The sequence below is a fragment of the Streptomyces sp. 3N207 genome, from assembly GCF_052246355.1.
Classification (GTDB): Bacteria; Actinomycetota; Actinomycetes; order Streptomycetales; family Streptomycetaceae; genus Streptomyces.
Genome location: NZ_JBQQBV010000001.1, coordinates 271506 through 294842, shown reverse-complemented (window position 1 = coordinate 294842; position 23337 = coordinate 271506). Strand labels below are relative to the sequence as shown.

The 23337-nt window shown below is 70.8% G+C and carries 23 protein-coding genes; 14 read left to right on the top strand and 9 right to left on the bottom strand.

The genetic code is table 11. The features are described from left to right. Positions 1–244 precede the first annotated feature (244 nt). Positions 245–718: a hypothetical protein gene (locus tag ACTWP9_RS01365; protein ID WP_443244053.1), complete on the top strand. Its 474-nt coding sequence runs from the start codon at positions 245–247 to the stop codon at positions 716–718. On the opposite strand, the gene ACTWP9_RS01360 is transcribed toward ACTWP9_RS01365, so the two are convergent. From ACTWP9_RS01360 to ACTWP9_RS01345, 4 genes are all read right to left on the bottom strand, one after another. Further along, a complete protein-coding gene (locus ACTWP9_RS01360) occupies positions 693–1322 on the bottom strand; it encodes a Maf family protein (protein WP_443244052.1) in 630 nt (209 codons plus the stop codon). The genes ACTWP9_RS01365 and ACTWP9_RS01360 overlap by 26 nt on opposite strands. Positions 1323–1366: 44 nt before the next feature. Next, positions 1367–1504: a morphogenic membrane protein MmpB gene (mmpB, locus tag ACTWP9_RS01355; protein WP_209240091.1), complete on the bottom strand. Its 138-nt coding sequence runs from the start codon at positions 1502–1504 to the stop codon at positions 1367–1369. 85 nt (positions 1505–1589) lie between these two features. After that, complete coding sequence (locus ACTWP9_RS01350; protein WP_443244051.1) at positions 1590–1859, bottom strand: acyl-CoA carboxylase subunit epsilon; 270 nt, start codon at positions 1857–1859, stop codon at positions 1590–1592. A 10-nt stretch (positions 1860–1869) separates the two neighbouring features. After that, the gene (locus tag ACTWP9_RS01345) at positions 1870–3474 is read right to left on the bottom strand and encodes an acyl-CoA carboxylase subunit beta (RefSeq protein ID WP_443244050.1); all 1605 of its coding nucleotides are present in this window, start codon (positions 3472–3474) and stop codon (positions 1870–1872) included. 221 nt (positions 3475–3695) lie between these two features. Between ACTWP9_RS01345 and ACTWP9_RS01340 the strand changes: the two genes are divergently transcribed. The 4 genes from ACTWP9_RS01340 to ACTWP9_RS01325 all read left to right on the top strand — a co-directional run bounded on the left by ACTWP9_RS01340 (position 3696) and on the right by ACTWP9_RS01325 (position 8286). Continuing rightward, positions 3696–4544: a biotin--[acetyl-CoA-carboxylase] ligase gene (locus ACTWP9_RS01340; RefSeq protein WP_443244049.1), complete on the top strand. Its 849-nt coding sequence runs from the start codon at positions 3696–3698 to the stop codon at positions 4542–4544. Positions 4545–4709: 165 nt separating this feature from the next. Next, complete coding sequence (locus ACTWP9_RS01335) at positions 4710–6065, top strand: adenylate/guanylate cyclase domain-containing protein (protein ID WP_443244048.1); 1356 nt, start codon at positions 4710–4712, stop codon at positions 6063–6065. A 19-nt stretch (positions 6066–6084) separates the two neighbouring features. Beyond that, positions 6085–6894: an enoyl-CoA hydratase/isomerase family protein gene (locus ACTWP9_RS01330; protein WP_443244047.1), complete on the top strand. Its 810-nt coding sequence runs from the start codon at positions 6085–6087 to the stop codon at positions 6892–6894. A gap of 144 nt (positions 6895–7038) precedes the next feature. Further along, entirely contained in the window at positions 7039–8286 is a 1248-nt protein-coding gene (locus ACTWP9_RS01325) for a GGDEF domain-containing protein (RefSeq protein WP_443244046.1), read from the top strand. A 191-nt stretch (positions 8287–8477) separates the two neighbouring features. On the opposite strand, the gene ACTWP9_RS01320 is transcribed toward ACTWP9_RS01325, so the two are convergent. Both ACTWP9_RS01320 and ACTWP9_RS01315 read right to left on the bottom strand, forming a co-directional pair. Continuing rightward, complete coding sequence (locus ACTWP9_RS01320; RefSeq protein WP_443244045.1) at positions 8478–9341, bottom strand: alpha/beta fold hydrolase; 864 nt, start codon at positions 9339–9341, stop codon at positions 8478–8480. Continuing rightward, positions 9338–9934, bottom strand: coding sequence for a TetR/AcrR family transcriptional regulator (locus ACTWP9_RS01315; protein ID WP_443244044.1), 597 nt, complete (start codon positions 9932–9934; stop codon positions 9338–9340). Before ACTWP9_RS01315 ends, ACTWP9_RS01320 begins: the two co-directional genes overlap by 4 nt. Before the next feature lie 141 nt (positions 9935–10075). Between ACTWP9_RS01315 and hutH the strand changes: the two genes are divergently transcribed. Beyond that, a complete protein-coding gene (gene hutH, locus ACTWP9_RS01310; protein WP_443244043.1) occupies positions 10076–11629 on the top strand; it encodes a histidine ammonia-lyase in 1554 nt (517 codons plus the stop codon). Between the two features lie 523 nt (positions 11630–12152). After that, positions 12153–13388, top strand: coding sequence for a L,D-transpeptidase (locus ACTWP9_RS01305; RefSeq protein WP_443244042.1), 1236 nt, complete (start codon positions 12153–12155; stop codon positions 13386–13388). 88 nt (positions 13389–13476) lie between these two features. On the opposite strand, the gene ACTWP9_RS01300 is transcribed toward ACTWP9_RS01305, so the two are convergent. Both ACTWP9_RS01300 and ACTWP9_RS01295 read right to left on the bottom strand, forming a co-directional pair. Further along, positions 13477–13920, bottom strand: coding sequence for an acyl-CoA thioesterase (locus ACTWP9_RS01300; protein ID WP_443244041.1), 444 nt, complete (start codon positions 13918–13920; stop codon positions 13477–13479). Between the two features lie 126 nt (positions 13921–14046). Next, entirely contained in the window at positions 14047–14445 is a 399-nt protein-coding gene (locus ACTWP9_RS01295; protein ID WP_443244040.1) for a YybH family protein, read from the bottom strand. A gap of 95 nt (positions 14446–14540) precedes the next feature. Here ACTWP9_RS01295 and ACTWP9_RS01290 point away from each other — a divergent pair, with 95 nt between their 5' ends. From ACTWP9_RS01290 to ACTWP9_RS01280, 3 genes are all read left to right on the top strand, one after another. After that, a complete protein-coding gene (locus tag ACTWP9_RS01290; RefSeq protein WP_443244039.1) occupies positions 14541–14921 on the top strand; it encodes a winged helix-turn-helix transcriptional regulator in 381 nt (126 codons plus the stop codon). A gap of 95 nt (positions 14922–15016) precedes the next feature. Then, entirely contained in the window at positions 15017–16558 is a 1542-nt protein-coding gene (locus ACTWP9_RS01285) for a hypothetical protein (RefSeq protein ID WP_443244038.1), read from the top strand. A 199-nt stretch (positions 16559–16757) separates the two neighbouring features. Then, positions 16758–17654: a DUF6924 domain-containing protein gene (locus ACTWP9_RS01280; protein ID WP_443244037.1), complete on the top strand. Its 897-nt coding sequence runs from the start codon at positions 16758–16760 to the stop codon at positions 17652–17654. A gap of 34 nt (positions 17655–17688) precedes the next feature. Here ACTWP9_RS01280 and ACTWP9_RS01275 read toward each other — a convergent pair whose 3' ends face one another. Next, a complete protein-coding gene (locus tag ACTWP9_RS01275; RefSeq protein ID WP_443244036.1) occupies positions 17689–18828 on the bottom strand; it encodes a substrate-binding domain-containing protein in 1140 nt (379 codons plus the stop codon). Between the two features lie 266 nt (positions 18829–19094). Between ACTWP9_RS01275 and ACTWP9_RS01270 the strand changes: the two genes are divergently transcribed. The 4 genes from ACTWP9_RS01270 (at position 19095) to ACTWP9_RS01255 (ending at position 23243) form a co-directional block, all read left to right on the top strand. Continuing rightward, positions 19095–21722 carry an ATP-binding protein gene (locus tag ACTWP9_RS01270; RefSeq protein ID WP_443244035.1) on the top strand — a complete coding sequence of 876 codons (2628 nt, stop codon included), beginning with the start codon at positions 19095–19097 and terminating at the stop codon, positions 21720–21722. Beyond that, entirely contained in the window at positions 21703–22179 is a 477-nt protein-coding gene (locus ACTWP9_RS01265; protein ID WP_443244034.1) for a roadblock/LC7 domain-containing protein, read from the top strand. Before ACTWP9_RS01270 ends, ACTWP9_RS01265 begins: the two co-directional genes overlap by 20 nt. 61 nt (positions 22180–22240) lie before the next feature. Then, positions 22241–22684 (top strand): DUF742 domain-containing protein, encoded by a 444-nt coding sequence (locus ACTWP9_RS01260; RefSeq protein ID WP_443244033.1) that lies wholly within the window; start codon positions 22241–22243, stop codon positions 22682–22684. Further along, positions 22632–23243, top strand: a complete 612-nt coding sequence (locus ACTWP9_RS01255) for a GTP-binding protein (RefSeq protein ID WP_443244032.1) — start codon at positions 22632–22634, stop codon at positions 23241–23243. Before ACTWP9_RS01260 ends, ACTWP9_RS01255 begins: the two co-directional genes overlap by 53 nt. The last annotated feature ends 94 nt before the right edge of the window (positions 23244–23337 follow it).

Sequence of the window (23337 nt, the reverse complement as noted above, 5' to 3'; positions counted from 1 at the left end):
CGCCTGGAGGGCTCGTCTTTGTGGAGTCCCTACGACTTGGAGAGCGAAATTTTGCTTTGCGTCGTTTCCCTTGCCCCGGCTTGTACCCGTGAGTAGCGTTCGCCCTGCCAAGAGCACATACCTGGAGTAACGCAGAGCACGTAACGGCAAACAGCAGAGCGGGCAGCGGGGATCGCATCGGCGGGCGGGTGGCCAAGTGGCGGCCCGCGTACCGCAGATGCACGGCGACGGAAGAGGTGGCTAAGTGGCAGGGCGCAGACGGGCGGTGGCCGCGGTGACCGCGTTGGTGCTGACGGTGGAAGCAGCCGTGCTCGTAGGACTCAATCTCTTCCTGGGCAAGGTCGCCGACGCCCAGCAGATGTCCCTGGCGGGCATCGACCCGCGTGCCATGACGGTTTCGGCGGTGATCGGTGCCGTGCTCGTCGGCGGCTATGTGCTGAGCTGTGCGCTGATCCTGCTCCGAACGGCGCTCCGTGATGTGCCGCCGCGTGGCCTTCTGCGCATCGTGCTGATCAGCTGCGCCGTGGTGCACGGAGTGCTCGGTGCCTTCTCCGTCGGCCTGGTCGGCTGGCCGGCCTTCCTGGTGATGATGGCCGTCCTCGGCCTGATCGTCTGGTCGTTGACCTGGTACGGCGAGGCGATGGAGCAGCCCGCCGACCGTTCCGCGGGCCGGCCCGTCGACGGATCCGGGATCAGCGCGGAGCCCACAGGTCCGTGATGGAGACGCCCAGCTCGCGCAGCAGCCTGCGCAGCGTGGGCAGTGAGAGACCCAGCACATTGCCGTGGTCGCCCTCGATGCCGTCGACGAACGGACCCGAGCGGCCGTCCAGCGTGAACGCCCCGGCCACATACAGCGGTTCGCCGCTGGCGACATAAGCCGCGATCTCCTCGTCCGTCGGCTCGCCGAAGTGCACCGTCGTGGAGGCAGTCACCGAGCGACGGGGAGCCTCGGCGGGCGTATCCGTCGTTTCCGTACGCCTGTCGATGACGCAGTGCCCGGTGTGCAGGACGCCGGAGCGGCCCCGCATGTCCTTCCAGCGGGCCGTCGCGTCCTCGGCGTCCGCGGGCTTGCCCAGCGGACGCCCGTCCAGCTCCAGCACCGAATCGCAGCCGACGACCAGCGCGCCCGCCGCCTCCGCCCGTCCGGCGACCGCCGTCGCCTTCGCCTCGGCCAGGACCCTGGCCAGCTCGGAGGGGGTCGGTGCGCTGAGCGCGTCCTCGTCCACGCCGCTGACAACCACCTCGGGGGCCATCCCCGCCTGCCGCAGCAGCGCGAGACGGGCAGGGGAAGCGGAGGCCAGTACGAGACGCGGAGAGTTCATGCCGCCATCGTAAGGAGTCGGCGCGGGGGAGCGCCCAGCAGTGTTCACGAGTAGGCGACGGACAGGAGCAGCAGCATCACCACGCCGGTGACAACTAACAGCACCCAGCCGAGGCGGTGCATCTGCTCCTGGGTCCTGCTCAGTTCCGGCGGCGGCTCGTCTCGGGGGTCCGACCACAGCATGCGCCCATGGTGGTCGTGCGAAGGTGCCTGTGCCTGAGTACGCGTACTCAGCCGCAGGCACCCACGCGAGCGCGCCGGATACCGGTCAGCCGGGCCAGAACGTACGGCGCCAGACGCCGGGGCCCGGCGTGGGCAGGGGGCCCGGCACGGTGCGGGCCGGGTCGGACCAGGCGCTCGGCGCCGGCCGCTGCGGCTCCCCGGCCGCCGCGGCGGAAGCCCGGACCCGCACCACCGCCAGCGCCGCCGCCAGCTCCTCGGGCGTCGGGTTGCCCCGGACGACGCGGATGGGCGGCTCGGCGGGCGTGGCCGGGCCTCCGCCGGTTCCCTGCACGGTTTCGATGGACTCCGTCGTCATCGCGGCCTCCTCACAGCGGGATGTTGCCGTGCTTCTTCGGCGGGAGCGCTTCCCGCTTGGTGCGCAGCGTGCGCAGGCCGCGGGTGATGTGGCGGCGGGTCTCCGCCGGGCGGATCACCGCGTCCACATAGCCGCGCTCGGCCGCCACATACGGATTGAGCAGCGCGTCCTCGTACTCCTGGGTGAGCCGGGCACGCAGCTCCTCGGTCTCCTCGGGCGTACCGGCCCCCGCCAGCTTCTTGCGGTGCAGGATGTTGACCGCGCCCTGCGCGCCCATCACGGCGATCTGCGCGGTGGGCCAGGCGAAGTTGAGGTCGGCGCCCAGGTGCTTGGAGCCCATGACGTCGTACGCGCCGCCGAACGCCTTCCGCGTGATCACCGTGATCAGCGGCACCGTCGCCTCCGCGTACGCGTAGATCAGCTTGGCACCGCGCCGGATGATCCCGTCGTACTCCTGGTCCGTACCGGGCAGGAAGCCCGGCACATCCACAAACGTGAGCACCGGAATATTGAAGGCGTCGCAGGTACGGACGAAGCGCGCCGCCTTCTCGCTCGCGTCGATGTTGAGACAGCCCGCGAACTGGAGCGGCTGGTTGGCCACCACGCCCACCGACTGGCCCTCGATCCGGCCGAAGCCGGTGACGATGTTCGGGGCGAACAGCGCCTGCGTCTCCAGGAATTCGCCGTCGTCCAGCACATGCTCGATGACGGCGTGCATGTCGTACGGCTGGTTCGCCGAGTCCGGGATCAGGACGTCGAGCTCCCGGTCCTCCTCGGAGGTCTCCAGGTCCGCCTCCTCCGGGTAGCCCGGCGGCTCGGAGAGGTTGTTGGACGGCAGATACGACAGCAGCGCCTTCACATACTCGATGGCGTCCTTCTCGTCCCCCGCCATGTGGTGTGCCACGCCGGAGGTGGCGTTGTGCGTACGGGCGCCGCCCAGCTCCTCGAAGCCGACGTCCTCACCGGTGACCGTCTTGATCACGTCCGGGCCCGTGATGAACATGTGCGACGTCTGGTCGACCATCACGGTGAAGTCCGTGATCGCGGGTGAATAGACGGCACCGCCCGCGCACGGGCCGAGGACCAGCGAAATCTGCGGGATCACGCCGGAGGCGTGGGTGTTCCGGCGGAAGATCTCCGCGAACAGGCCGAGCGCCGCCACGCCCTCCTGGATCCGGGCGCCGCCGCCGTCGTTGATGCCGACGACGGGGCAGCCCGTCTTCAGCGCGAAGTCCATGACCTTCACGATCTTCTCGCCGTACACCTCACCGAGGGCGCCGCCGAAGATGGTGAAGTCCTGCGAGAAGACGCAGACGGGGCGGCCGTCGACGGTGCCGTAGCCGGTGACCACGCCGTCCCCGTACGGCCGGTTCTTCTCCAGCCCGAAGTTGGTCGAGCGGTGCCGTGCGAACTCGTCCAGCTCCGTGAACGAACCCTCGTCGAGGAGCAGCGCGATGCGCTCACGCGCGGTCAACTTGCCCTTGGCATGCTGCTTCTCCACTGCGCGTTCGGAGCCGGCGTGAACGGCTTCCGCGGTGCGGCGCTCGAAATCCGCGAGTTTGCCCGCGGTGGTGTGGATGTCGAGGTCGTCGATGTCGGGGCTGGGCGAGGACATCTCGGAGGGCTCCTTACCGTCGCGGGTTGGCTACCGACCCGTAGGCTATCGGCGACCTGCCCATTTGCGGAGTGCGGCGTTGACCACATCGCCGCCATTGCTTGAGGGCTCCGCGGGTGGGCTGTGAGGGCGGAGCCCCCCGACACGACCTGTCGGCGGCAGCCGAAAACGCAACGAGGCGTGCCCCCACAAGCGACGTACCCACCCATAGCCTGGCGGGTATGACGTCCAACCGCTGGTCCGACCTTGACCGCCCCCCTCTCAACGAGGCGGCACTCCGCAAAGCATTGCTCGGCGAGGGTTCGCTGTGGACCGATCTGGAGGTGGTCGAGTCGATCGGCTCGACCAACACGGAGCTCGCCGACCGCGCCCGCAAGGGCGCCACCGCACCGGGCAGCATCCTCGTCGCGGAGGAGCAAACGGCCGGCAAAGGCCGTCTCGACCGCTCGTGGACGGCTCCACCCCGTTCGGGACTGTTCTTCTCGATGCTGCTGCGGCCGGCCCCTCCGGCCACCCGCTGGGGCTGGCTCCCCCTCCTCGGCGGGGTGGCCGCCGCAGGCGCCCTCGCCCGGTCGGCAGGCGTCGACACCGGCCTCAAGTGGCCCAACGACGTACTGACCACCGGCAAGGGCGGCGAACGCAAGATCGGCGGGATCCTCGCGGAACGCGTCGGGGAGGACTCCGTCGTCCTCGGTATCGGCCTCAACGTCACCCTCCGCGAGAACGAGCTGCCGGTGCCCACCGCCGGCTCGCTCGCCCTCGCGGGCGCCCAGGGCACCGACCGGGACTCGCTGCTGCGCGCGGTACTGCGGGCGGTGGAGGACTGGTACGGCCGCTGGACGGCGGCCGACGGCGACGCCGCAGCGGGCACTCTGCTGGACGCGTACGCGGCGGGCTGCGTGACGCTCGGCAGGACCGTACGGGCGCTGCTGCCCGGCGGGAACGAGCTGGTCGGGGAGGCGGTCGCGGTCGACGGCGACGGCCGGTTGATCATCGCCTCGGAACAGGGCGTACAGCAGGCGGTCGCTGCCGGTGACATCGTCCATCTGCGCCCCGCAACTGAAGAGTGAGGTAGCGCACAACTGCCGTATGGTGGGCAATCGGCAGTGACATCGGGTGCCACCCGGCAGCGGTGTCCCGGCCCGGAGCAGGTTGAGCAAGAGGAACGGAAGGGCTGTGCGCAGGGACGACGCGAGGCCGCGACACCACGCCGCGGAGGATGCGGGGAGCCCGCGGTGACCGTGGACGAACCGGGCATGCCCGAACGTGATGCGGCTTCCTCCCCCAGCCTCCGGCAGGGAGAAGCCCCCGGGTCCTCGGCGACCCCGGGCGCCTCGGAAACGGCCGAGGGCGACGACCGCGGAGCGCCCGGTTCCGCCGGGTCCGCGGCCCAGGAGCCCCCCGGGCCAGGCCCTGCCGGGAGCGATACCGGAAGCGGTCCCGGGGGCGTTACCCCCAGCGAGGCGGTTGCGCAGGGTGACGGCTCCGGCACCACCGGCCCCGCGGACAGCGCTCTGCGGGGTCCGTTCGCCGTCGGGGACGACGAGGCGGGGGAAGACCCGGAGGACGAGCCCGATCCCAGCGCGCTGCGGATCGAGGAGCTCATCCTCGGCTCCGAACGTCAGTACACGCCGTTCCAGGCCGCCCGCGCGGCCGGGGTCTCCATGGAGCTGGCGTCCCGGTTCTGGCGGGCGATGGGCTTCGCCGACGTGGGGCAGGCCCGTGCGCTGACCGAGGCCGACGTGCTGGCGCTGCGGCGGCTGTCGGGCCTGGTGGAGGCAGGGCTGCTGAGCGAGACGATGGCGGTGCAGGTGGCCCGGTCGACGGGGCAGACCACGGCGCGGCTCGCGGACTGGCAGATCGACTCGTTCCTGATGGGGCTGACCGAGCCGCCCGAGCCGGGGATGACCCGTAACGAAGTCACCTTCCCGCTGGTGCAGTTGCTGCTGCCCGAGCTGGAGGAGTTCCTGGTCTATGTGTGGCGCCGGCAGCTGGCCGCGGCCACGGGCCGGGTCGTACAGGCGCAGGACGACGAGGAGATGGTCAACCGGCGGCAGGCGATCGGCTTCGCCGACCTGGTGGGCTTCACCCGGCTGACGCGGCGGCTGGAGGACGAGGAACTCGGCGAGCTGGTGGAGGCGTTCGAGACCACCTCCGCCGATCTGGTCGCCGCGCACGGCGGGCGGCTGATCAAGGCGCTCGGGGACGAGATCCTCTACGTCGCCGAGGATGCGAGCACCGCGGCGGAGATCGGGCTGCGGCTGATCGAGACGATGGCGAACGACGAGACGATGCCCGAGCTGCGGGTCGGCATCGCCTTCGGCACGATGACGACCCGGATGGGCGATGTCTTCGGCAACACGGTCAACCTCGCCAGTCGGCTGACGTCGATAGCGCCCAAGGACACTGTGCTGGTGGACGGCGCCTTCCGTGCCGAGCTGACCGCCTCGGGTACCGCACCGGAGTCCGAGAAGGAGAGCGAGGACCTGTCCGGGTACCGCTTCGCGCTCCAGCCCCTCTACCAGCGGCCCGTGCGTGGGCTGGGCGTGGTGGAGCCCTGGCTGCTGCGGCGCCGTACCCAACAAAGTTAGCGAGCGTTATCGTACGGCCATGGACGCCAATGATCTCAGCGAGCAGACGTTCGGGGAGTGGGTGCGGGTCCGCAGGGACGGGCACGTCGCGGAGCTGGTGATGGACCGGCGGGGTGCCATGAACGCGGTGTCGACGGCGTTCGCGGTCGCGCTCGCCGACGCGTGTGCCGCGCTCGCGCGGGACGGCGACGTACGGGTCACTGTGCTGACTTCCACGCATGAGCGCGCGTTCTGCGTCGGCGCCGATCTCAAGGAGCGCAACTCGCTGGGCGATGCGGAGCTGGCCGCGCAGCGCCCGCGCTCCCGGGCAGCCTACAGCGGGGTGCTGGAGCTGCCGATGCCCACCATCGCCGCCGTGCACGGCTATGCGCTGGGCGGCGGGTACGAACTGGCGCTTTCCTGCGATCTGATCGTCGCCGACACCACGGCCGTGGTGGGGCTGCCCGAGGTGTCGGTCGGTGTGGTGCCCGGCGGAGGCGGCACCCAGCTGCTGCCGCGCCGGGTCGGTGCGGCCCGCGCCGCCGAGCTGATCTTCTCGGCGCGCCGGGTGGCGGCCGGTGAGGCGCACGCGCTCGGCATGGTCGACCTGCTCGCCGCGGAGGGCGAGGACCGCGGCGAGGCGCTGGCGCTGGCGGAGCGGATCGCCGCCAACTCGCCGGTCGGGCTGCGGGCCGCCAAGCGGGCGCTGCGCACCGGATGGGGCATGGACCTGCGCGGAGGGCTGGAGGTGGAGGAGGCCGCCTGGCGCACCGTTGCCTTCTCGGGTGACCGCGCCGAGGGCGTAGCCGCCTTCAACGAGAAGCGGAAGCCGGACTGGCCGGGGAAGTGACCGACCGGCGGGGTAAGTAACTACGGCGGCCTCGCCCCAGGAGAGTTGTGATTCCCCGGCAAGACTGCGGCTTTCTTCGTAGAGTGAGGCTCTCCGCAGGGGTCTGCGCGGCAGAACGTGGCGAAGCCTCCTAATCTTGGCGGTATGGGCGGAACAGAAGCGGGCGACGAGGACGCGGACGCGCGCCTCAGCGCCGTCGTAGGACTGTCCCAGGCCATGGCGGCAGCACAGACGTCTGCGCCCGCGACGGCCCGCCCGCACCCCTACGACGAGGACGAGCCGGAGGCCGCCGCCGCGCTCTCCCACCGGGACATAGCCCACGCGGCCGCACGGGGCGCCTGCGAGGCGATGGGCGGCGCTTTCGCGTCGATATCCGTCTGGGAGCGGGCCCGCGGCCGGCTGCGGGTGCTGGTCAACGTGGGGGAGAGGGCGCCGGAGGAGGCCGAGTTCCCCACCGACGAGTCGTATCCCGTACGCGACTTCCCGCAGGTCGCCGAGTTGCTGCACGAGTGGTGGGCGGGCGGCGGAAGGCCGCAGGCGTGGGTGGAGGGCGACGGGCCCGAGGAGACCGCGGAGGCCGAGGGCGAGGCCGCACACAGCTATCGGCGGGTGGCGGTGCTGCGCCGCAGGGGCCGCGGCTCCTGCGTGATCGCGCCGATAGTGCTGCACGGCAGGGCCTGGGGCGAGCTGTACGTGGCCCGGCCCGCCGCGACGCCCCCCTTCACCCGGGACGACGCCGACTTCGCCGCGGTGCTCGCAGCCCTCATAGCCTCCGGCATCGCGCAGAACGAGCGGCTGGAAGAGGTCCGCCGCCTCGCCTACACCGACCCCCTCACCGGACTGGCCAACCGCCGCGCCATCGAGAACCGGCTGGACGAGGCCGTCGAACTCCACCGCGATCTGGGCACCGTCGTCAGCCTCGTGGTCTGCGACATCAACGGGCTCAAGGGCGTCAACGACGCACAGGGACACGAGGCCGGCGACCGGCTGCTGGAGCGGTTCGCCGCCGTCCTGTCCGCCGGTGCCGCGACGCTGCCCGGCGCACTGGCCGGACGGCTCGGCGGGGACGAGTTCTGTCTGCTGGCCGTCGGACCCACGGCCGACGAGGTCGTACGCGCCGCGGACGAGCTGTGCCGGGGCGCGGCCGAACTGGAGCTGGGGGAGGGCGTGGCCTGCGGGGTCGCCTCCACCGGCGACCCGGTCGGCGAAGTGCGTACCGCACACCGGATCTTCCGGCTCGCGGACGCGGCGCAGTACCGCGCGAAGTCGCTCCGCTCCGGCAAGCCGGTGGTGGCAGGCCGGGAGGGCGGGCCGCAAGACCCCACGGTGCGGCTGGCCGCCACCCCCGACCCCCTGCCCACCCCGGAACGCCGCCGCTTCCGTCGCAGCTGACGCTGTCCGCGGAGCCTGCGTACCCGGCATGGGGGCCGGCGGGCGAAGAAGGGGACGCGCCCCGTAAGGGGCGCGGGGAACTGCTCCCCCAGCCTCCGGCCGGGAGGTGCCCCCACAAGCCACAGCGGACTTGCAGCCTGCCGAAGTCGGGCAGGGGCAGCCCCTCACCGGAGCACGGGAGGGAGCGAGCCCTAGTTCCCGCTCGCCCCCAACAGCGTGGCGGCCAGCGCATGCGCAAACGCGGAGGGGTGCTCGACGCAGCCGATGTGGCTGCCCGGGAAGGTACGGCACTCCGCACCGACGTGCTCAGCCAGCGCCGTGGCGAGGGTGTGCGGGAGCTGCCCGCGGGAGGTCCGGCCGACGCCGACGACGAGCCGCTCGGAGACGGCCTTCAGTACGCCGAGGTCCGGGCTGTGATGCGTGAAGGGCATCAGCACATGCCGGAGGAACTGGGCGCTGCTCGCCTCCACGGTCGCCCGCAGCCGCGACGACATCGGCTCCGGCTCACCCGCGTCGTCCGCCACCGGCTCCGCCTCGCCCACCGCCGCGCCCAGCCGTGCGTATCCGGCGCCGACGCCCTCGCGTACGGCGACGTCCCGGACCTCCGCGAAGGCGGCCAGCGCCGGTTCGGGTTCCGGCAGCATCCGGGCCAGCGGCGGCTCGTGCGCGACGGCGAGGCGGATCCGCTCGGGGTGCCTGGCCAGGAGTTCGACCGCGACGATGCCGCCGGAGCTGGTGCCGAAGACATAGCCCGGCTCGGCGGGTGAGAACAGATCGAGCAGACGGTGCGCGTCGGCCGCGTGCACCTCGGGCCGCTGGTCCTCGCCCGGTACGTCCGGCGGGCTGGCGCCGATGCCGCGTGGGTCGTAGCCGACGACGGTGAACCGGTCGGCGAGCGCGGCCGCGATCCCCTGGCACGCGGCCAGGCCCCCGGCCCCGCCCGGTATGAGCAGCAGCAGCGGTCCGGTGCCGCGTACTTCGTGGTGGAGGGTGGCGCCGGGGACGGGCAGGGTGCCGACGCGGGGCCCGGTGGCTTCGGTGGGTCGGTCGCTCATGACTCTCCTCGTTTCGTCTGCTCAGGTGTCGTCGGCCAGTTCTCCAGCAGGAAGTGCAGCGCCTCCAGGGAGCGGTGCCAGGAGTCGTCGAGCCGCCGGGGGTGGCTGAAGCCGGTGCGGGTCTCCAGATCGGCGTAGCCGTGGAAGGTGCTGCGCAGCAGCCGCCCGGCGTCGGTCAGATCGGGCTCCCGGAGGCCGTAGGCGCGGAGCATCCCGTATGTCAGATCGATGCTGCGGCGGTGGCCGACCGACTCGGCGGCCACGGCCGGGTCGATCTGCAGCTGGCCCGCGGCGTAGCGCCCGGGGTGGTCGAGGGCGTAGCCGCGGTAGGCGTCGGCGAACGCGATCAGCGCGTCCTTGCCCGCGCGCCCGGCGACGGCGGCGCCGATCCGGTCGGTCATCTCGCGCGCTGCCAGCACGCACAGCCGGGTACGCAGGTCGGAGAGGCTGCGGATGTGGGAGTAGAGGCTGGCGTCCTTGACGCCGAACCTCCGGGCCAGCGCGGACAGCGTGACGTTGTCCAGGCCCACCTCGTCCGCCAGTTCGGCCGCCGCCTGGACGACCCGTTCCGCCGTAAGACCCGCGCGCACCATGCGCCGCCACCTGCCTCTCCCGCTCGTGGCCGTATGGTGCAGACCGTAAAGCTAGGAGCCCTAGGAAGAAAGCTATTTATCCTAGGGAGGTGGGCCCGCCGCCCGTGACAGATCGCAATTCACTCATTAGGGTTCGTGAATATGAATATGCACACTGTGGTGGTCGGAAGCTCGGGCACCAGCCCCGAGGAGGTCATCGCCGTCGCCCGGGACGGTGCCCGCGTCGAGCTGCACCAGGAGGCGCTGGAGGCGCTGCGTACAGCTCGCCGCTTCATCGACGACCTCGCCGCAAAGCCCGACCCCGTCTACGGCGTCTCCACCGGCTTCGGCGCCCTTGCCGTCCGCCACATCGGCCCTGACCTGCGCGCTCAGCTCCAGCGCAACATCGTCCGCTCGCACGCCGCCGGCATGGGCCCGCGGGTGGAGCGCGAGGTGGTGCGCGCACTGATGTTCCTGCGGCTGAAGACCCTCGCCTCCGGCCGCACCGGAGTACGCCCCGAGGTCGCCCAGGCCATGGCGGACCTGCTGAACGCGGGCATCACTCCCGTCGTGCACGAGTACGGTTCCCTCGGCTGCTCCGGCGACCTCGCCCCGCTCTCGCACTGCGCCCTCACGCTGATGGGCGAGGGCGAGGCGGAGGGCCCCGACGGCGTGCTGCGGCCGACCGGCGAACTGCTCGCCGAGCACGGCATCGCCCCCGTCGAACTGCGCGAGAAGGAGGGGCTGGCCCTCCTCAACGGCACCGACGGCATGCTCGGCATGCTGCTGATGGCCTGCGCCGATCTCGCGCGGCTTTTCACCTCGGCCGACATCTCCGCGGCCCTGTCGCTGGAGGCGCTGCTGGGTACGGACCGGGTGCTCGCGCCCGAGCTGCACGCCATCCGGCCCCACCCGGGCCAGGCCGCCAGCGCCGCCAACATGCTCAAGGTGCTGGCCGGTTCAGGGCTGACCGGGCACCACCAGGACGACGCGCCACGGGTGCAGGACGCCTATTCCGTACGGTGCGCTCCGCAGGTCGCCGGCGCGGGCCGGGACACCCTGGCGCACGCCCGTACGGTGGCCGAACGGGAGCTGGCCTCGGCCGTGGACAACCCCGTCGTGCTGCCCGACGGGCGGGTGGAGTCCAACGGCAACTTCCACGGCGCGCCGGTCGCCTACGTCCTCGACTTCCTCGCCGTCGCCGCCGCCGACCTCGCCTCCATCGCGGAGCGGCGTACGGACCGGCTGCTCGACAAGAACCGCTCACACGGTCTGCCGCCGTTCCTCGCCCATGACGCCGGCGTCGACTCGGGGCTGATGATCGCCCAGTACACGCAGGCGGCGCTGGTCAGCGAGCTGAAGCGGCTGGCGGTGCCCGCGTCGGTGGACTCGATTCCCTCCTCCGCGATGCAGGAGGACCACGTGTCCATGGGCTGGTCCGCGGCGCGGAAACTGCGTACGGCCGTGGACGGACTGGCGCGGGTGATCGCCGTCGAGGTGTACGCGGCTACGCGGGCCATCGAGCTCCGCGCCGGGACGGCCGGGCTGATGCCGGGGGCCGCCGCCCAGGCCGTGGTGGCCGCGCTGCGGGAGGCCGGGGCCGAGGGGCCCGGTGGGGACCGCTACCTCGCGCCCGATTTGGCAGTTACTGAGGGATTTGTTCGGTCCGGTGCGCTGGTGGCCGCCGCGGAGTCGGCCACCGGGCCGCTGATCTAGACCGTCACAGCGGGACTACTCCGCGCCCTGGCCATGTTCCAACCGCGTCACAGTGTTGCTGTGATGGGTGGGATGGTCAGGTTTTTCAGGGGTAGCGTTGGCTGTGGGCACGAACCAAAGGGCGAACAGTACGCCGCCGGCGGCCGCAGCGGTGACCAGGGGGCGGCGGTGGACTGACAGCTTCGAGGGTCCGGCCTCGGACACGAAACGCCCTCCTGGGTATGCGGGTACGACGTACGGCTCGGGGGATCAGTGTGAACTGACCGTACGCGGGCCGATGTTACTGAGTGGCGGAGGCGAGGGGGAAGGCATACTTCCGCTTTTCCTGGGAACCGGAAGGGTTCGCAAACCAGGCGGATAGGTGTCCTGGACCACAGTTTTACAGAAAGTGGAACCGGTCATAGTCCCTCGTGCGTTCCTGTGCATGGAGCTGGAGCGCACATGTCCGATTTCGGGCGCTGTGGGGGCTGCGCAGCTTTACCGGGGAGACATGGGGTTCTGAAGGCAGATGGAGAAGCCAGTGATGACGGTGGGGAAGCACCGCAAGGGTCTCGCGGTCACGGCCGCGCTGCTCGGTGGGGTGCTCACGCTGAGCGCCTGCAGCGGCGGTGACGATGGCGGCGACACCGAGAAGTCGGGCGCGAAGAACGACATATCCAATGCTGAGAAGGACACCTCGGCCGCCCGAATAAAGATCCCCGCGAAGGACGGCGAGGACAACGCCAGCATCAACGACGGCGCCAATGTCTCCGTCAAGGGCGGCAAGCTCACCAAGGTGAGCCTCAAGGCGACCCAGAGCGGCACCACCGTTGAGGGCACCCTCTCCTCCGACGGCAAGAGCTGGAAGCCCGAGCAGCAGCTCGAGCGCGCCACCAAGTACGAACTCAGCGCGACGGCCAAGGACGGCGACGGACGCAAGGCTGTGGAGAACCGCACCTTCACCACCGTCGCGCCCGAGCACAGCTTCATCGGCACCTACGCCGGTGAGGACGGCTCCACGGTGGGCGTCGGCATGCCGGTGTCCATCACCTTCGACAAGCAGATCCAGAACAAGAAGGCCGTCGAGTCCGCGATCAAGGTCAAGTCGACCGGCGGCCAGGAGGTCGTCGGCCACTGGTTCGGCAACGACCGGCTCGACTTCCGTCCGCAGGAGTACTGGAAGCCCAACTCCAAGGTCACCCTCGACCTCAAGCTCGACGGCGTGGAAGCGGGCAACGGCAACGTCGGCGTCCAGGACAAGAAGGTCACCTTCAACATCGGCCGCAAGCAGGTCAGCACGGTCGACGTGAAGTCGCACAAGATGAAGGTCGAGCGCGACGGCAAGGTCCTCAAGACCATCCCGATCTCCGCCGGAAGCGCCGCGAACCCGACGTACAACGGCCAGATGGTGATCTCCGAGAAGCACAAGGAGACCCGGATGGACGGCAACACGGTCGGGTTCGGCCGCAAGGGCGCCGAGGGATACGACATCAAGGACGTCCCGCACGCCATGCGGCTGTCCACCTCCGGCACCTTCATCCACGGCAACTACTGGGGCGCCCCCTTCGGCTCCGGCAACACCAGCCACGGCTGCGTCGGTCTGAAGGACAACCGTGGCGCGGGCAGCACCTCCACGGACGGCGGCTGGTTCTACGAGAACTCGATGATCGGCGACCTCGTGGTGGTCAAGGGCTCGCCCGACAAGACGATCCAGCCCGAGAACGGCCTCAACGGCTGGAACATGAGCTGGTCGGAGTGGAAGGCCGGCTCCGCACTCTGAGTCAGGGCCGCTGAACAACTGAACGCCTCACCACGACTGTGGGCCCCGCCGAGTGCGGGGCCCACAGTCATGTGCGGTCGGAACGGCTCTACTCCAACCCCAGCAGCTTGGGCTCGGTGGCCAGTTCGCGCAGCGCCCCGCCGGGGTCGGCCACCAGGCGCCGGGCGCTCAGATCCATGATCCCGCCCAAGCCGGTCAGTTCGGCGGCCAGTGTGCCGTCCGTCTTACGGATGAGCTGGCGCACCCCGAAGACCTTGCGATCGCTCCACTCGAAGGCGCAGCTGACCGTCACCTCGTCCCCGGACCGCAGCTCGGCCTTGTAGCGCAGGGTCTGCTCCAGGGTGACCGGGCCGATGCCCGAGGCCACCAGGGCGGCCTGCTCGATACCGGCCGCCTTCAGCAGCGACCAGCGCGCATGCTCCCCGTACTGGAGGTACACCGCCTGGTTCAGATGCCCCTGGGTGTCCGTCTCGTACCCCCGCACCGTCACGGGAACGGTGAACGGCTCGCTGTCCAAACGTGCGTGTGCCACGGTGCTCCTCCATTACCTGCGGCGTCATCGCCGGTGCCGCCCGGCGCGGCGGCACTGGTCACGCTACACAGCAATCCGTACCGGTGTTCGACTGATGGTGTACGTCGGCGTGGCAGGCGCGGGAGGCTAGCCCGCCGGGCGGTCGATGACGTACCGCCATACGCCGTCGGAGCCCCGCCGTGCGACATCGGTGGCCGTGCCCTGGATGTGCAGCGGTTGCCCGTCCGGGGCCGTGCCGTCGATCTCCCAGTCGACGACGAGCAGTGCCGTGTCGTCCGCCGTATAGATGTGCCGCGGCCGGACGGTGATCGGCAGGCCGAGGGCGAGGAACTCCTCGTTGGCACGGGCGATGCCCTCGGGCGAGTCGGCCACGCTGCCGTCCGGAGAGACGAAAACGGCGCCCGGCGCGTACATCTCGGCCACCGCCTGTGGCTGCCCGGTGTTGAAGCGCTCGGCGAAGACGGCCGGGACCTCGGCCGCCTCGCGGGCAAGGGGGAGAGGTGCGGTACCCGTTGCTTCGGTCATGCTTTTTCCGCTGCTCACAGTGGGGTTCCCTTCCGACTCGAACGGCGCCGTAGGCTCGGCGCGTACGGACGCTCCCGACGTTAGGACCCGCTGACGTGGCTCACCGAACGGTCAGTTGCGGCCACCGCAGTCCGCGGCCCGGCCTGCCCGACGATCCGCGTGCCAGGACGGCTGCGCCGATGCCGTCCTGCCCGGTCGAGATCACGCTGCATGCGTTGCGTGGTCGCTGGACGACGCTGGTCGTCCGCGAGCTGCTGCGCGGCTCGCACACGTTCAGTGAGCTCGGCGCGGTGTTGCCTGAGCTCTCCGACAAGGTGCTGGCCGAGCGGCTTCGGCAGCTTGTCGAGGTCGGTGTCGTGCGGCGTGAGCGGTTGCCGGGCTGGCCCACCACGGTTCGGTACCGGCTCACCGAACGCGGACGGACCCTTGGGCCCGTCCTCCAATCCCTATGGGACTGGGGCGCCGCCAACACTTGAGGGCCAAGCCCTTTGGGGCGGAGTCCCCCGACACGACCGGTCGGCGGCAGCCGAAGAACAAAGGAGGCGTACCCTCACGGCAGGAAGATGCCGGTATGTCATCTTCCGTACGAGTTGACCACCGCTGGCTGGCCAGCATCTGCACCGCGTTCGGCGCACTCTCACTGATCGTCGTCCACCCCGCCCTCCCCCTCGGCTGGGACGAACTCGTATACGCCAGCCGCTTCACCCCGTTCGGCCCCGAAACGCCGTTCAGTGCGCCGCGCACACGCGGCGTGCCGGCGCTGATCGCACCTGTGGCGGCGGTCGGTGACTCCGTGGTGCTGTTGCGCTGCTATCTGACCGTGGTGGCGTCGCTGGCCCTGTATCTGGGGTATCTGCCGTGGCTGCGGGCGATCCGGCGTCGCCGAGTGGTTCCGGTTGCCGCCGCGCTGTACGGCAGCGTGTGGATCGCGTTGTTCTACGCGGGCGCGGCGATGCCCAACCACTATGTGGCGATGGGGCTGACCGGTGCCGTCGGCTGCCTCGTACGCGGCACCGGGCCCGAGGCGCCTCGGGCCCGTACGTACGTGGCGGCGGCAGCGGCGCTCGGCGGCGCCACGCTGATGCGGCCCAACGACACGGTGTGGCCCACGGCGGTACTGCTGGCGGCGGCGCTGTGTGCCCGTATCAAGGGGGAGTTGTCCGGGACCCAGGCCGTGCGGTCCGCGGTGGCCGTGACCGGCGGGGTGGTTCTCGGCGTGCTCCCCTGGGCCGTGGAAGCCCGGCTCCGCTTCGGCGGGGTACTGGAGCGGGTGCACGCGGCGGGGGAGATCCAGGGCGGGATGGGCCCGCGGCTCTCCCTAGGCACCCTGCGGCAGCACGCCGCAGCACTCGACGGGCCGCTGCTGTGCCGCCCCTGCGACGGTGCGACGGTCGAATGGTCGTCCGCGGGGTGGTGGCTGCTGATCCCGCCAATGATCGCCCTGGGCGTCCACGCGGCACGCAGGGACGGCCGTACGGCGCTCGCCGTGCTGCCCACCCTCGCGGCTGCCGCCGTGGCCGTTCCGTACCTCTTCTTCATGGACTACGCGGCCCCGCGCTTCCTGCTGCCCAGCTATGCGCTGCTGGCGCCCGTCGCGGCGCTGGGGGTGGGCGGCGCCGTGCGGTGGGCGTGCGGGGTGCGGCGGCTGTGGGTGCTCGCCCCGCTGGCGGGCGCCGTGGCGCTGCTGCATCTGGTGCTCCAGCTGCACCAGTTGGAGCTGCACTCCGGCATCCAGGCCGCGGCCCGCCAGGACTGGCAGCGCATGGAACGCGTGCTGCGTGCTCACGGCGTACGCCCGCCCTGCGTACTGGCAGGCAACAGCTCCGCCATCCCCGTCGCGCACACCGCGGGCTGCCGGACCGCCCCCGCGGGCCGCCCGCACGCCCTGGTGCTCCGCCGGACCGCGCTCCCCGCCTGGGCGGCCGGGGCGGGCTGGCAGCTCCACCCCGTCCCCGGCACCTACAACCCGGGCTGGCACGTTGCCGTACCGCCCCGCAGGGTCACGCCGTACCCGCTGACAGCGGCTCCCGCCCCCGCACCTGCCCGGACTCCGGGTGGCCGAGCAGCAGTTGCCGACAGCGGTCCGCCCGGTCGGCCGGCTCCGCGTTGGTGAGCGCATGCGTGCCGTGGAGGGTGACGTCACCGACGGTGCGGGCAGTCTGTACGAGGACTGGCGCGGCAAGACGCATGCGACCGTCGCGGATCTCCGTCTGATCGCGGGCCTCGCTGTCAGAGGGGCTCGGCACAATCGGCAGCGTGGCGAAGGGATTTCCCGGCCACTCACCGTTCCGGTCCCTCGTAGTGGAGGTCCCATGTCGTATCCGAAGCTTCCGGTTCCCGCTCCCGGCGAAGTGCTGCTGATCTGCACCAGCTACGAGGAGGACAGGGCTCAGTGGGACGACGTTCTCCGTGCCCTCGGCGGGCGGCGGGAGGGGGACACGGTCGCGCTGGGGGACGGCGGGGTGCGGCTCCGCCTCGCGGAGGACCCGCGATGGGACTTCCTCCACGGGGGGAACTTCCCCGCGCTTGTGGGAGAGGGCAGCGCGGCGCCGCTCGCCGTCCTGGTGGACATCGCCGCCGTCTACGACGACAGCCACGATGTGCTGCTGGTGGATCTGCAGGGCATCCCGGGGCGGGGAGTGCGGGTCACGGCGGATGCGCTCGGCCCTGTTCTGGCGGAACTGCTGGGCGGCTCCCTGCACTTCGACGACCTCGTGCGCGGGATGGACCGGTTCGGTGTCTATCAGGGCTACAACGACGCCCCGACGGTCCCCACGCCGACGGCGGTGATCCGTACCTCCTTCCCCCGGCTGCCGGCCGTCGAGGCGACGCTGCTGGTCCGTACCGACTTCACCGACGACCAGCGCTGGCGCGCGCTCGTGGACGCCCTGGGCGCGACCGACGAGGACGGCCGGCAGCCCACGGCCGAGGTGTTCTACGAAGAAACGAACCTGAGCGCCCTGGTCGTCGACGACCGCCGGTACGAACACCTCCAGCCGGGGCAGGTGCCCGCTCTGGTGCCGCCCGACGAGCACACCACCATGGTCGCGCTCGCTGACGCCACGACCATGGCGGATCCGGCCCACCCGCTGTTCGTGGTGGACCTGTACGACACTCCTGGGCAGGCGACCCGCGTCCCCCTGGCCGAGGCGGGGTCGATGGCCGTCAACCTGGAGATAGCCAATATGGACTTCGGCGACTTCGTGTAGGCGAACGGCGTACGGCAGCGCGCACAACCTCCGGTCAGGAGTCCCAGATCTTGCGGTAAGCCTGGCGGTAGCCCTCGGAGTCCCAGGACAGGGCGCCGCCGGTGTTGTCAGCCGTGGAGATGTGGACGGGCGCGACGTATCCGCTGGCCGGCCGGTCGGAGAAGGCGCGGTTGAACTCGTCGATGATCTGCCAGCCCTGTTCGGAGAGCGGTTCGGGCACGGTGGCGGTCTGGAACTGCTTGCCGTTGACGCGCTGGAAGGCCGACGGATCCCCGTCACCGGCGCCGATGTTGAACGGGGCGCCGTCGCCGTCCTTGTCCGCGGCGCGGAGGGCGGGGGCGGCGTGGCGGAAGTACAGGTCGTTGATGGCGACGGAGTAGTTCCACTTGTTCCCGAAGCGCTTGAGCAGGGAGGAGACCTCCTTGACGGAGCGGCTGTTGGCTTCGGGGATGGGGATGTTCTCGGTCTTCAGCAGCTTGACGTCGGAGCAGGTGGCGAGTCGCTTCTTGATCAGATCCGACTTGCGCTTGGCGAAGGGGATCGTGGGGTCGGTGAAGACGACGACGCCCGCCCGGCCGTTGGACCGGGCGATGATCCAGTCGGCGCTGATCTTCGCGACGTTCCCGAGACTGGAGGTGACGTTGGTGAAGAGCTTCGGCTTCTTGCTGGGGCCGGGGGTGGCGGTGACGTGCCAGCCGATCAGCGGGATGCCGGCCTTGTGCGCCTGTGCGACCTCCTTGGAGGCGACCTTGAAGTCGAAGCTGCCGAGGACGATGCCGTCCGGCTTGAGGGCGAGGGCCTCCTTGAACGCGGCCCGGAGGCCCTCGGGGGTGCCCTTGCCGTTGATCGTCCGGGCGCGCCAGCCGACGACTTTGGCGGCCTCCTGCACACCTTGGGCCACACCGGCGACGCCGGGGTTGGACAGGGTCTGGGCTATGTAGACGACGGACTTGTCGCGGACGGCCTTGGGGCCGGTGGTGGGTCCGGTCCAGGGGGCGTCGACGTCCTCGGCCTTCTTCACGGCCTGTTTGGCTCTGCTGAGCGCTGCGGGGCACCCCGGCTTGGCGGGGCTGCTGTTGCTGTGGGATGCGGTGGTGTCGGATTCGCAGCCGGCTGCGGAGACCACGGTCAGGAGTGCGGCGGCTGTCACGACCGCCTTGCGGGTGGGATACACGGTTCTCCTCACAAGGCAAGAGAGGTTACGGACGGCTTGGGGCCGGGGCCAGGGGGGAGACACAGAGTACGGGTGGAGCCCGCTCGGTAGGACCGGGGGCGTTCCCCGTGAATGAAGTGGTGAACGAAAAGCCCTCAAACAGCGCAGACTTCGTGCCCTGGATCAAGGCATGTCTTGCATGAACGCGCGCAAACGGTAGTGTTCACCGCCCCCGGATATGTGGCGCGATCTTTTCGCTCACATTCGGTGTGAGTTCGGCGTGAGTTATGAGAGCGTCACGCTCCCCCGGTCGTCGGTGGTTCGGTAACAACGACACCTCGGTCACCGCTGAAGTACATGGAAGGAGGCCAGGGGCGTCAGTGGACACAGTGGACCCACCGCGCGAAAGCGATCCGGCTCGGCATGCTGCGCAGAAACCGCGGTTTCGGCAGCGGGCTGGAGCCTTCCTCGACCGATGGCCGTTCCGGCGGAAACTCAACGTTCTGGTGGTCGTGCCCGTCGTGGCTGTCGGCGTACTCCTGGGCGTGAGCGTCAGCAGCCAGGTGGGGCAGGCCCAGGACGCCGGTCGGATCGCGGAGTTGGTGCGTGACAGCAAGCAGGTCACGGAGCTGATCAACTCCGTACAGGCCGAACAGCGGCAGGCGCTGCTGCTGTCCGTGCGGCACGAGGAGACCCGGCCCGGCGCCGCCCTGCCCTCGACCACCGGTTACCGCGAGGCACAGCGGGCCACCGACAAGCAGGTCGCCGCCGTGCGTTCGGCGTTCGGTTCGGGCCTGCCGAAGGAGGAGACGCAGGCGCTGGAGTACATCCAGAACCTCGCCGTACTGCGCGACAAGGTCGAGCGGGGCTCGGTCCACGCGGCCGGAATCAGCCCCGCGTACGCCGCTGCGGTCACCTACCTGATCGACGGCGTCGGACTCGACCGGTTCTCCGGCACCGAAACCTCCTCGGTCACCGGTCTGCTCGATACGCTGCTGCGCGCCGACGCCGCCCACGCGGCGTTCGAGAGCGGGGTGTTCTCCGCGCAGACCCAGGACGCCAACGCCCTCACCGAGTACACCCGCGCGGTCGGTGCCCATGAGCTCTACGAGCACCAGGAGGAACGGTTCGGCAGGATCGCCACCCCCAAGCAGGTCCTGGCTCTGAGCGGTATCGAGCGCAATGCCGAGGAGAACGGCGTCGACGCCCAGTTCCAGGAGCTCCAGATCGACCCGAGCTCCCTCCAGGGCCAGTCGCCGCAAGCGCTGCGCAAGGCGATGGCCGCCGGAACGCGGCAGGCCGAGGCCCGTAACGACATCACCGGGTCGCTGATCGAGCAGATCGCCGCCCAGGCCGACCAACTCTCCGAGAGCGCCCTGGAGAGGGCCCTGGCCCTGCTCGGTCTCGCCTTGCTCGGGTTCGCCTCCTGGCTGACCTTCTCCGTCCTGGTCCGGCGCTCGGTCGTACGCCCGCTGACGGCTCTGACCGGCGCGGCGCAGCAGGTGGTCGACGTGGCGGGGGAGGAGCTCGCCCGGGTCGGGGAGGACGAGTCGGAGGACAGCACTCCGCTGCAGCCGCGGCCGATCCCCGTTCCGGTCCGCGACGAGGTCGGCAATCTGGCCGAGGCGTTCAACCAGGTCCAGGTGACCGCCGCGGCGCTGCTGGAACGGCAGGTGCTCAGCCGCCGCAACGTCGCCGAGATGTTCGGCAACGTCGGGCGCCGCGTCAGCAACCTCACATCGAGTCAGCTCATGCTGATCGATGCCGTCGAACGCGAGGAGACCGACCCCGAGGTCCTGGAGCGGCTCTACCGCATCGACCACATCGCCGTACGCCTCCAGCGCAACGCCGACAGCCTGATGCTGCTCGCCGGGATCAGGGAGACCGAGATGGAGGCCCGGCCGACCACCCTGGCCAACGTCCTGCGGGCAGGGCTCGGCCAGATCCAGGCGTACCAGCGGGTGTCCCTGCGGGCCGAGGCGGACGTCACCGTCGCTCCCGACATCATCGGCGACCTGACGCTGATGCTCGCCGAACTGCTGGAGAACGCGGTCACGTTCTCCCCGTCCCACACCCCCGTCGAGGTCGTCGTCCGGCCCGGTGCCGACGTCACCTCGGACGGCGGTGCGCTGATCGAGGTCATCGACCACGGCCTCGGCATGAGTGCGGAACGCCTCGCGGAGGAGAACGCCCGGCTGATCCGCAGGGAACGGCTCGACCTCGTACCGACCAAGGTGCTCGGCCTGTTCGTGGTCGGCAGCCTCGCCCGGCGCTGGGGCATCCGGGTCACCCTGAGCCGGACGCCGGGCGGCGGGATCACCGGCACCGTCTGGATCCCCTCCGCGCTCCTGCTGACCGCGAAGCCCACCGACCTCACGCAGTCGCCGGCCCCGGCCGACAGCGTGGCCGGGCCGGTGCCGGAACTTGCGAAGAGCTCCGCGCAGGAGCCCGCCGGGACCTCCGCCGGACCCGCGCCCGCGCCCGCGCCGGTAGCCGTCAAGTCCGTGCCCGCACCGGCCCCCACCACCCAGCCCGAGCGGCGTCCGGCGGCCCCGTCGCCCGACGGCGGTCTCCCCCGGCGCATCCCGGCCCGTCAGAGTGCGGAACAGACCGGCGCCGCCAAGGATGCGGAGCAGACCACCGCTGCCGACCAGCCGCCCGGCGCACAGGCCCCCAGGCCGCTGCGACGGCGGGTACGAGGAGCGACACTCCCCATGACCACCCCACCGGCCGACCGGGGTATCCCGGCCGTGCGCCAACCCGTCGACGCCGACGCGGTCCGTTCGGAACTCGACGAGTTCGAGGCGGCCGTGCGCAGGGCGGAGCAGGACGGTGCCACTGCCCCGGCGGAGCCGGCATCGTCGCAACACCAGCAACTTCCGAAGGAGCCGGGCAGTGAGCACGCCGACAGGTAACAGCAGTTCCGAGCGGGCAGAAACCACCGACCTGCGAGCCGCCGTGGCCGACTTCACCTGGCTGCTCGACCGGTTCGCCACCGAGACCGCAGGGGTCGTCGACGCCATCGCGGTGTCCTCCGACGGCCTGCTGATCGCCGTCTCCCAGCCGCGCGAGCAGGAAGCCTCCGAGCGGCTCGCCGCGATCGTCTCGGGCATCACGAGCCTCGCCGCGGGCGCCTCCGGCAACTACGGTCTCGGCGGCCTCAACAAGGTCATCATCGACCTGGAGGGCGGCCACGTACTGGTGTCGGCCATCGGCTGCGGTGCCGTGCTCGGCGTGGTGACCTCGAAGGAGGCGAAGCTGGGCAACATCGCGTACGAGATGACCCTCTTCGCCAACCGGGCCGGTTCGGCGCTCACCCCGCAGCTGGTGCTGGAGCTGAAGAAGAGCGCCGGCGCCGCCCCGGCCGGCTGATCCGTCCGGCTGGCGGAGAACGGCGCGGAGGCAGGGGTGCAGGCACTCAGGAGGGATCGTGATGGCTGCCGGTGAACCAGTACCGCACGAGGGGGCGGGCAGTGCATGGGACTCGCCGGAGCCGGTGGGCCGCGCGCCCGCGATCCGGCCGTTCCTGCTGACCGCCGGCCGGGTCTCGGGGAGCGGCGCCGCGGCACCGCTCCCGGTCGAGACCCAGATCGTGGCGACCGCGGCCGGGCTCTTGGCGCTGCCCTCGCTCACCTTCGAGCAACACGACATCGTCGCCGCCTGCCGACGGCCGCAGTCGGTGGCGGAACTGGCCGCCAGGCTGCGGCTGCACCTCAACGTGGTCCGAGTGCTCGCCGATGACCTGCGCGCCGCCGGACATCTGGCGGTGCACGTGCCGAACGCCAGGACCTCCCAGGACATCTCCGTACTGCGAAGGGTTATCGATGGTCTCCGTGCCGTCCCCGACTCACGGGGCTCACTCCGCGACAGCAGTTGAACAGCCGCCGCTGCCGGTCAAACTGGTCATCGCCGGTGGCTTCGGGGTCGGCAAGACGACGGCCGTCGGCGCGATCTCCGAGATCCGGCCGCTGACCACCGAGGCCGCGATCACGGAGGTCGCGGCGGGCGTGGACGATCTCACGCACACTCCCGGCAAGACCACCACCACGGTCGCCATGGACTTCGGCTGCATCACCATCTCCCCGACCCTGAAGCTCTATCTGTTCGGCACCCCGGGCCAGGACCGGTTCGGCTTCATGTGGGACGACGTGACCGAGGGCGCCCTCGGCGGACTGGTGATCGTGGACACCCGCCGGCTGGACGACTGTTACGCGGCGGTGGACTACTTCGAGCACAAGGGCATCCCCTTCGCCGTCGCCGTCAACGCGTTCGACGGGGAGATCCAGCACGACCTCGACCAGGTGCGGTGGGCGCTGGATGTCTCCGAGCACGTTCCGCTGGTCGTCTTCGACGCCCGGAAGACGGGCTCGGTCCGGGACGCGCTGCTGGTGGTGCTCGAAGTCGCCCTCTCCCGTGCGGAGGGCTCCGCCGGTTAGGCCGTGGCCGGTGAGGGGGCCCTGTTCGATGTACACGGCTGCGGGTGTGTTGTGGTTGCTCGCGCAGTTCCCCGCGCCCCTTCGGGGCGCGTCT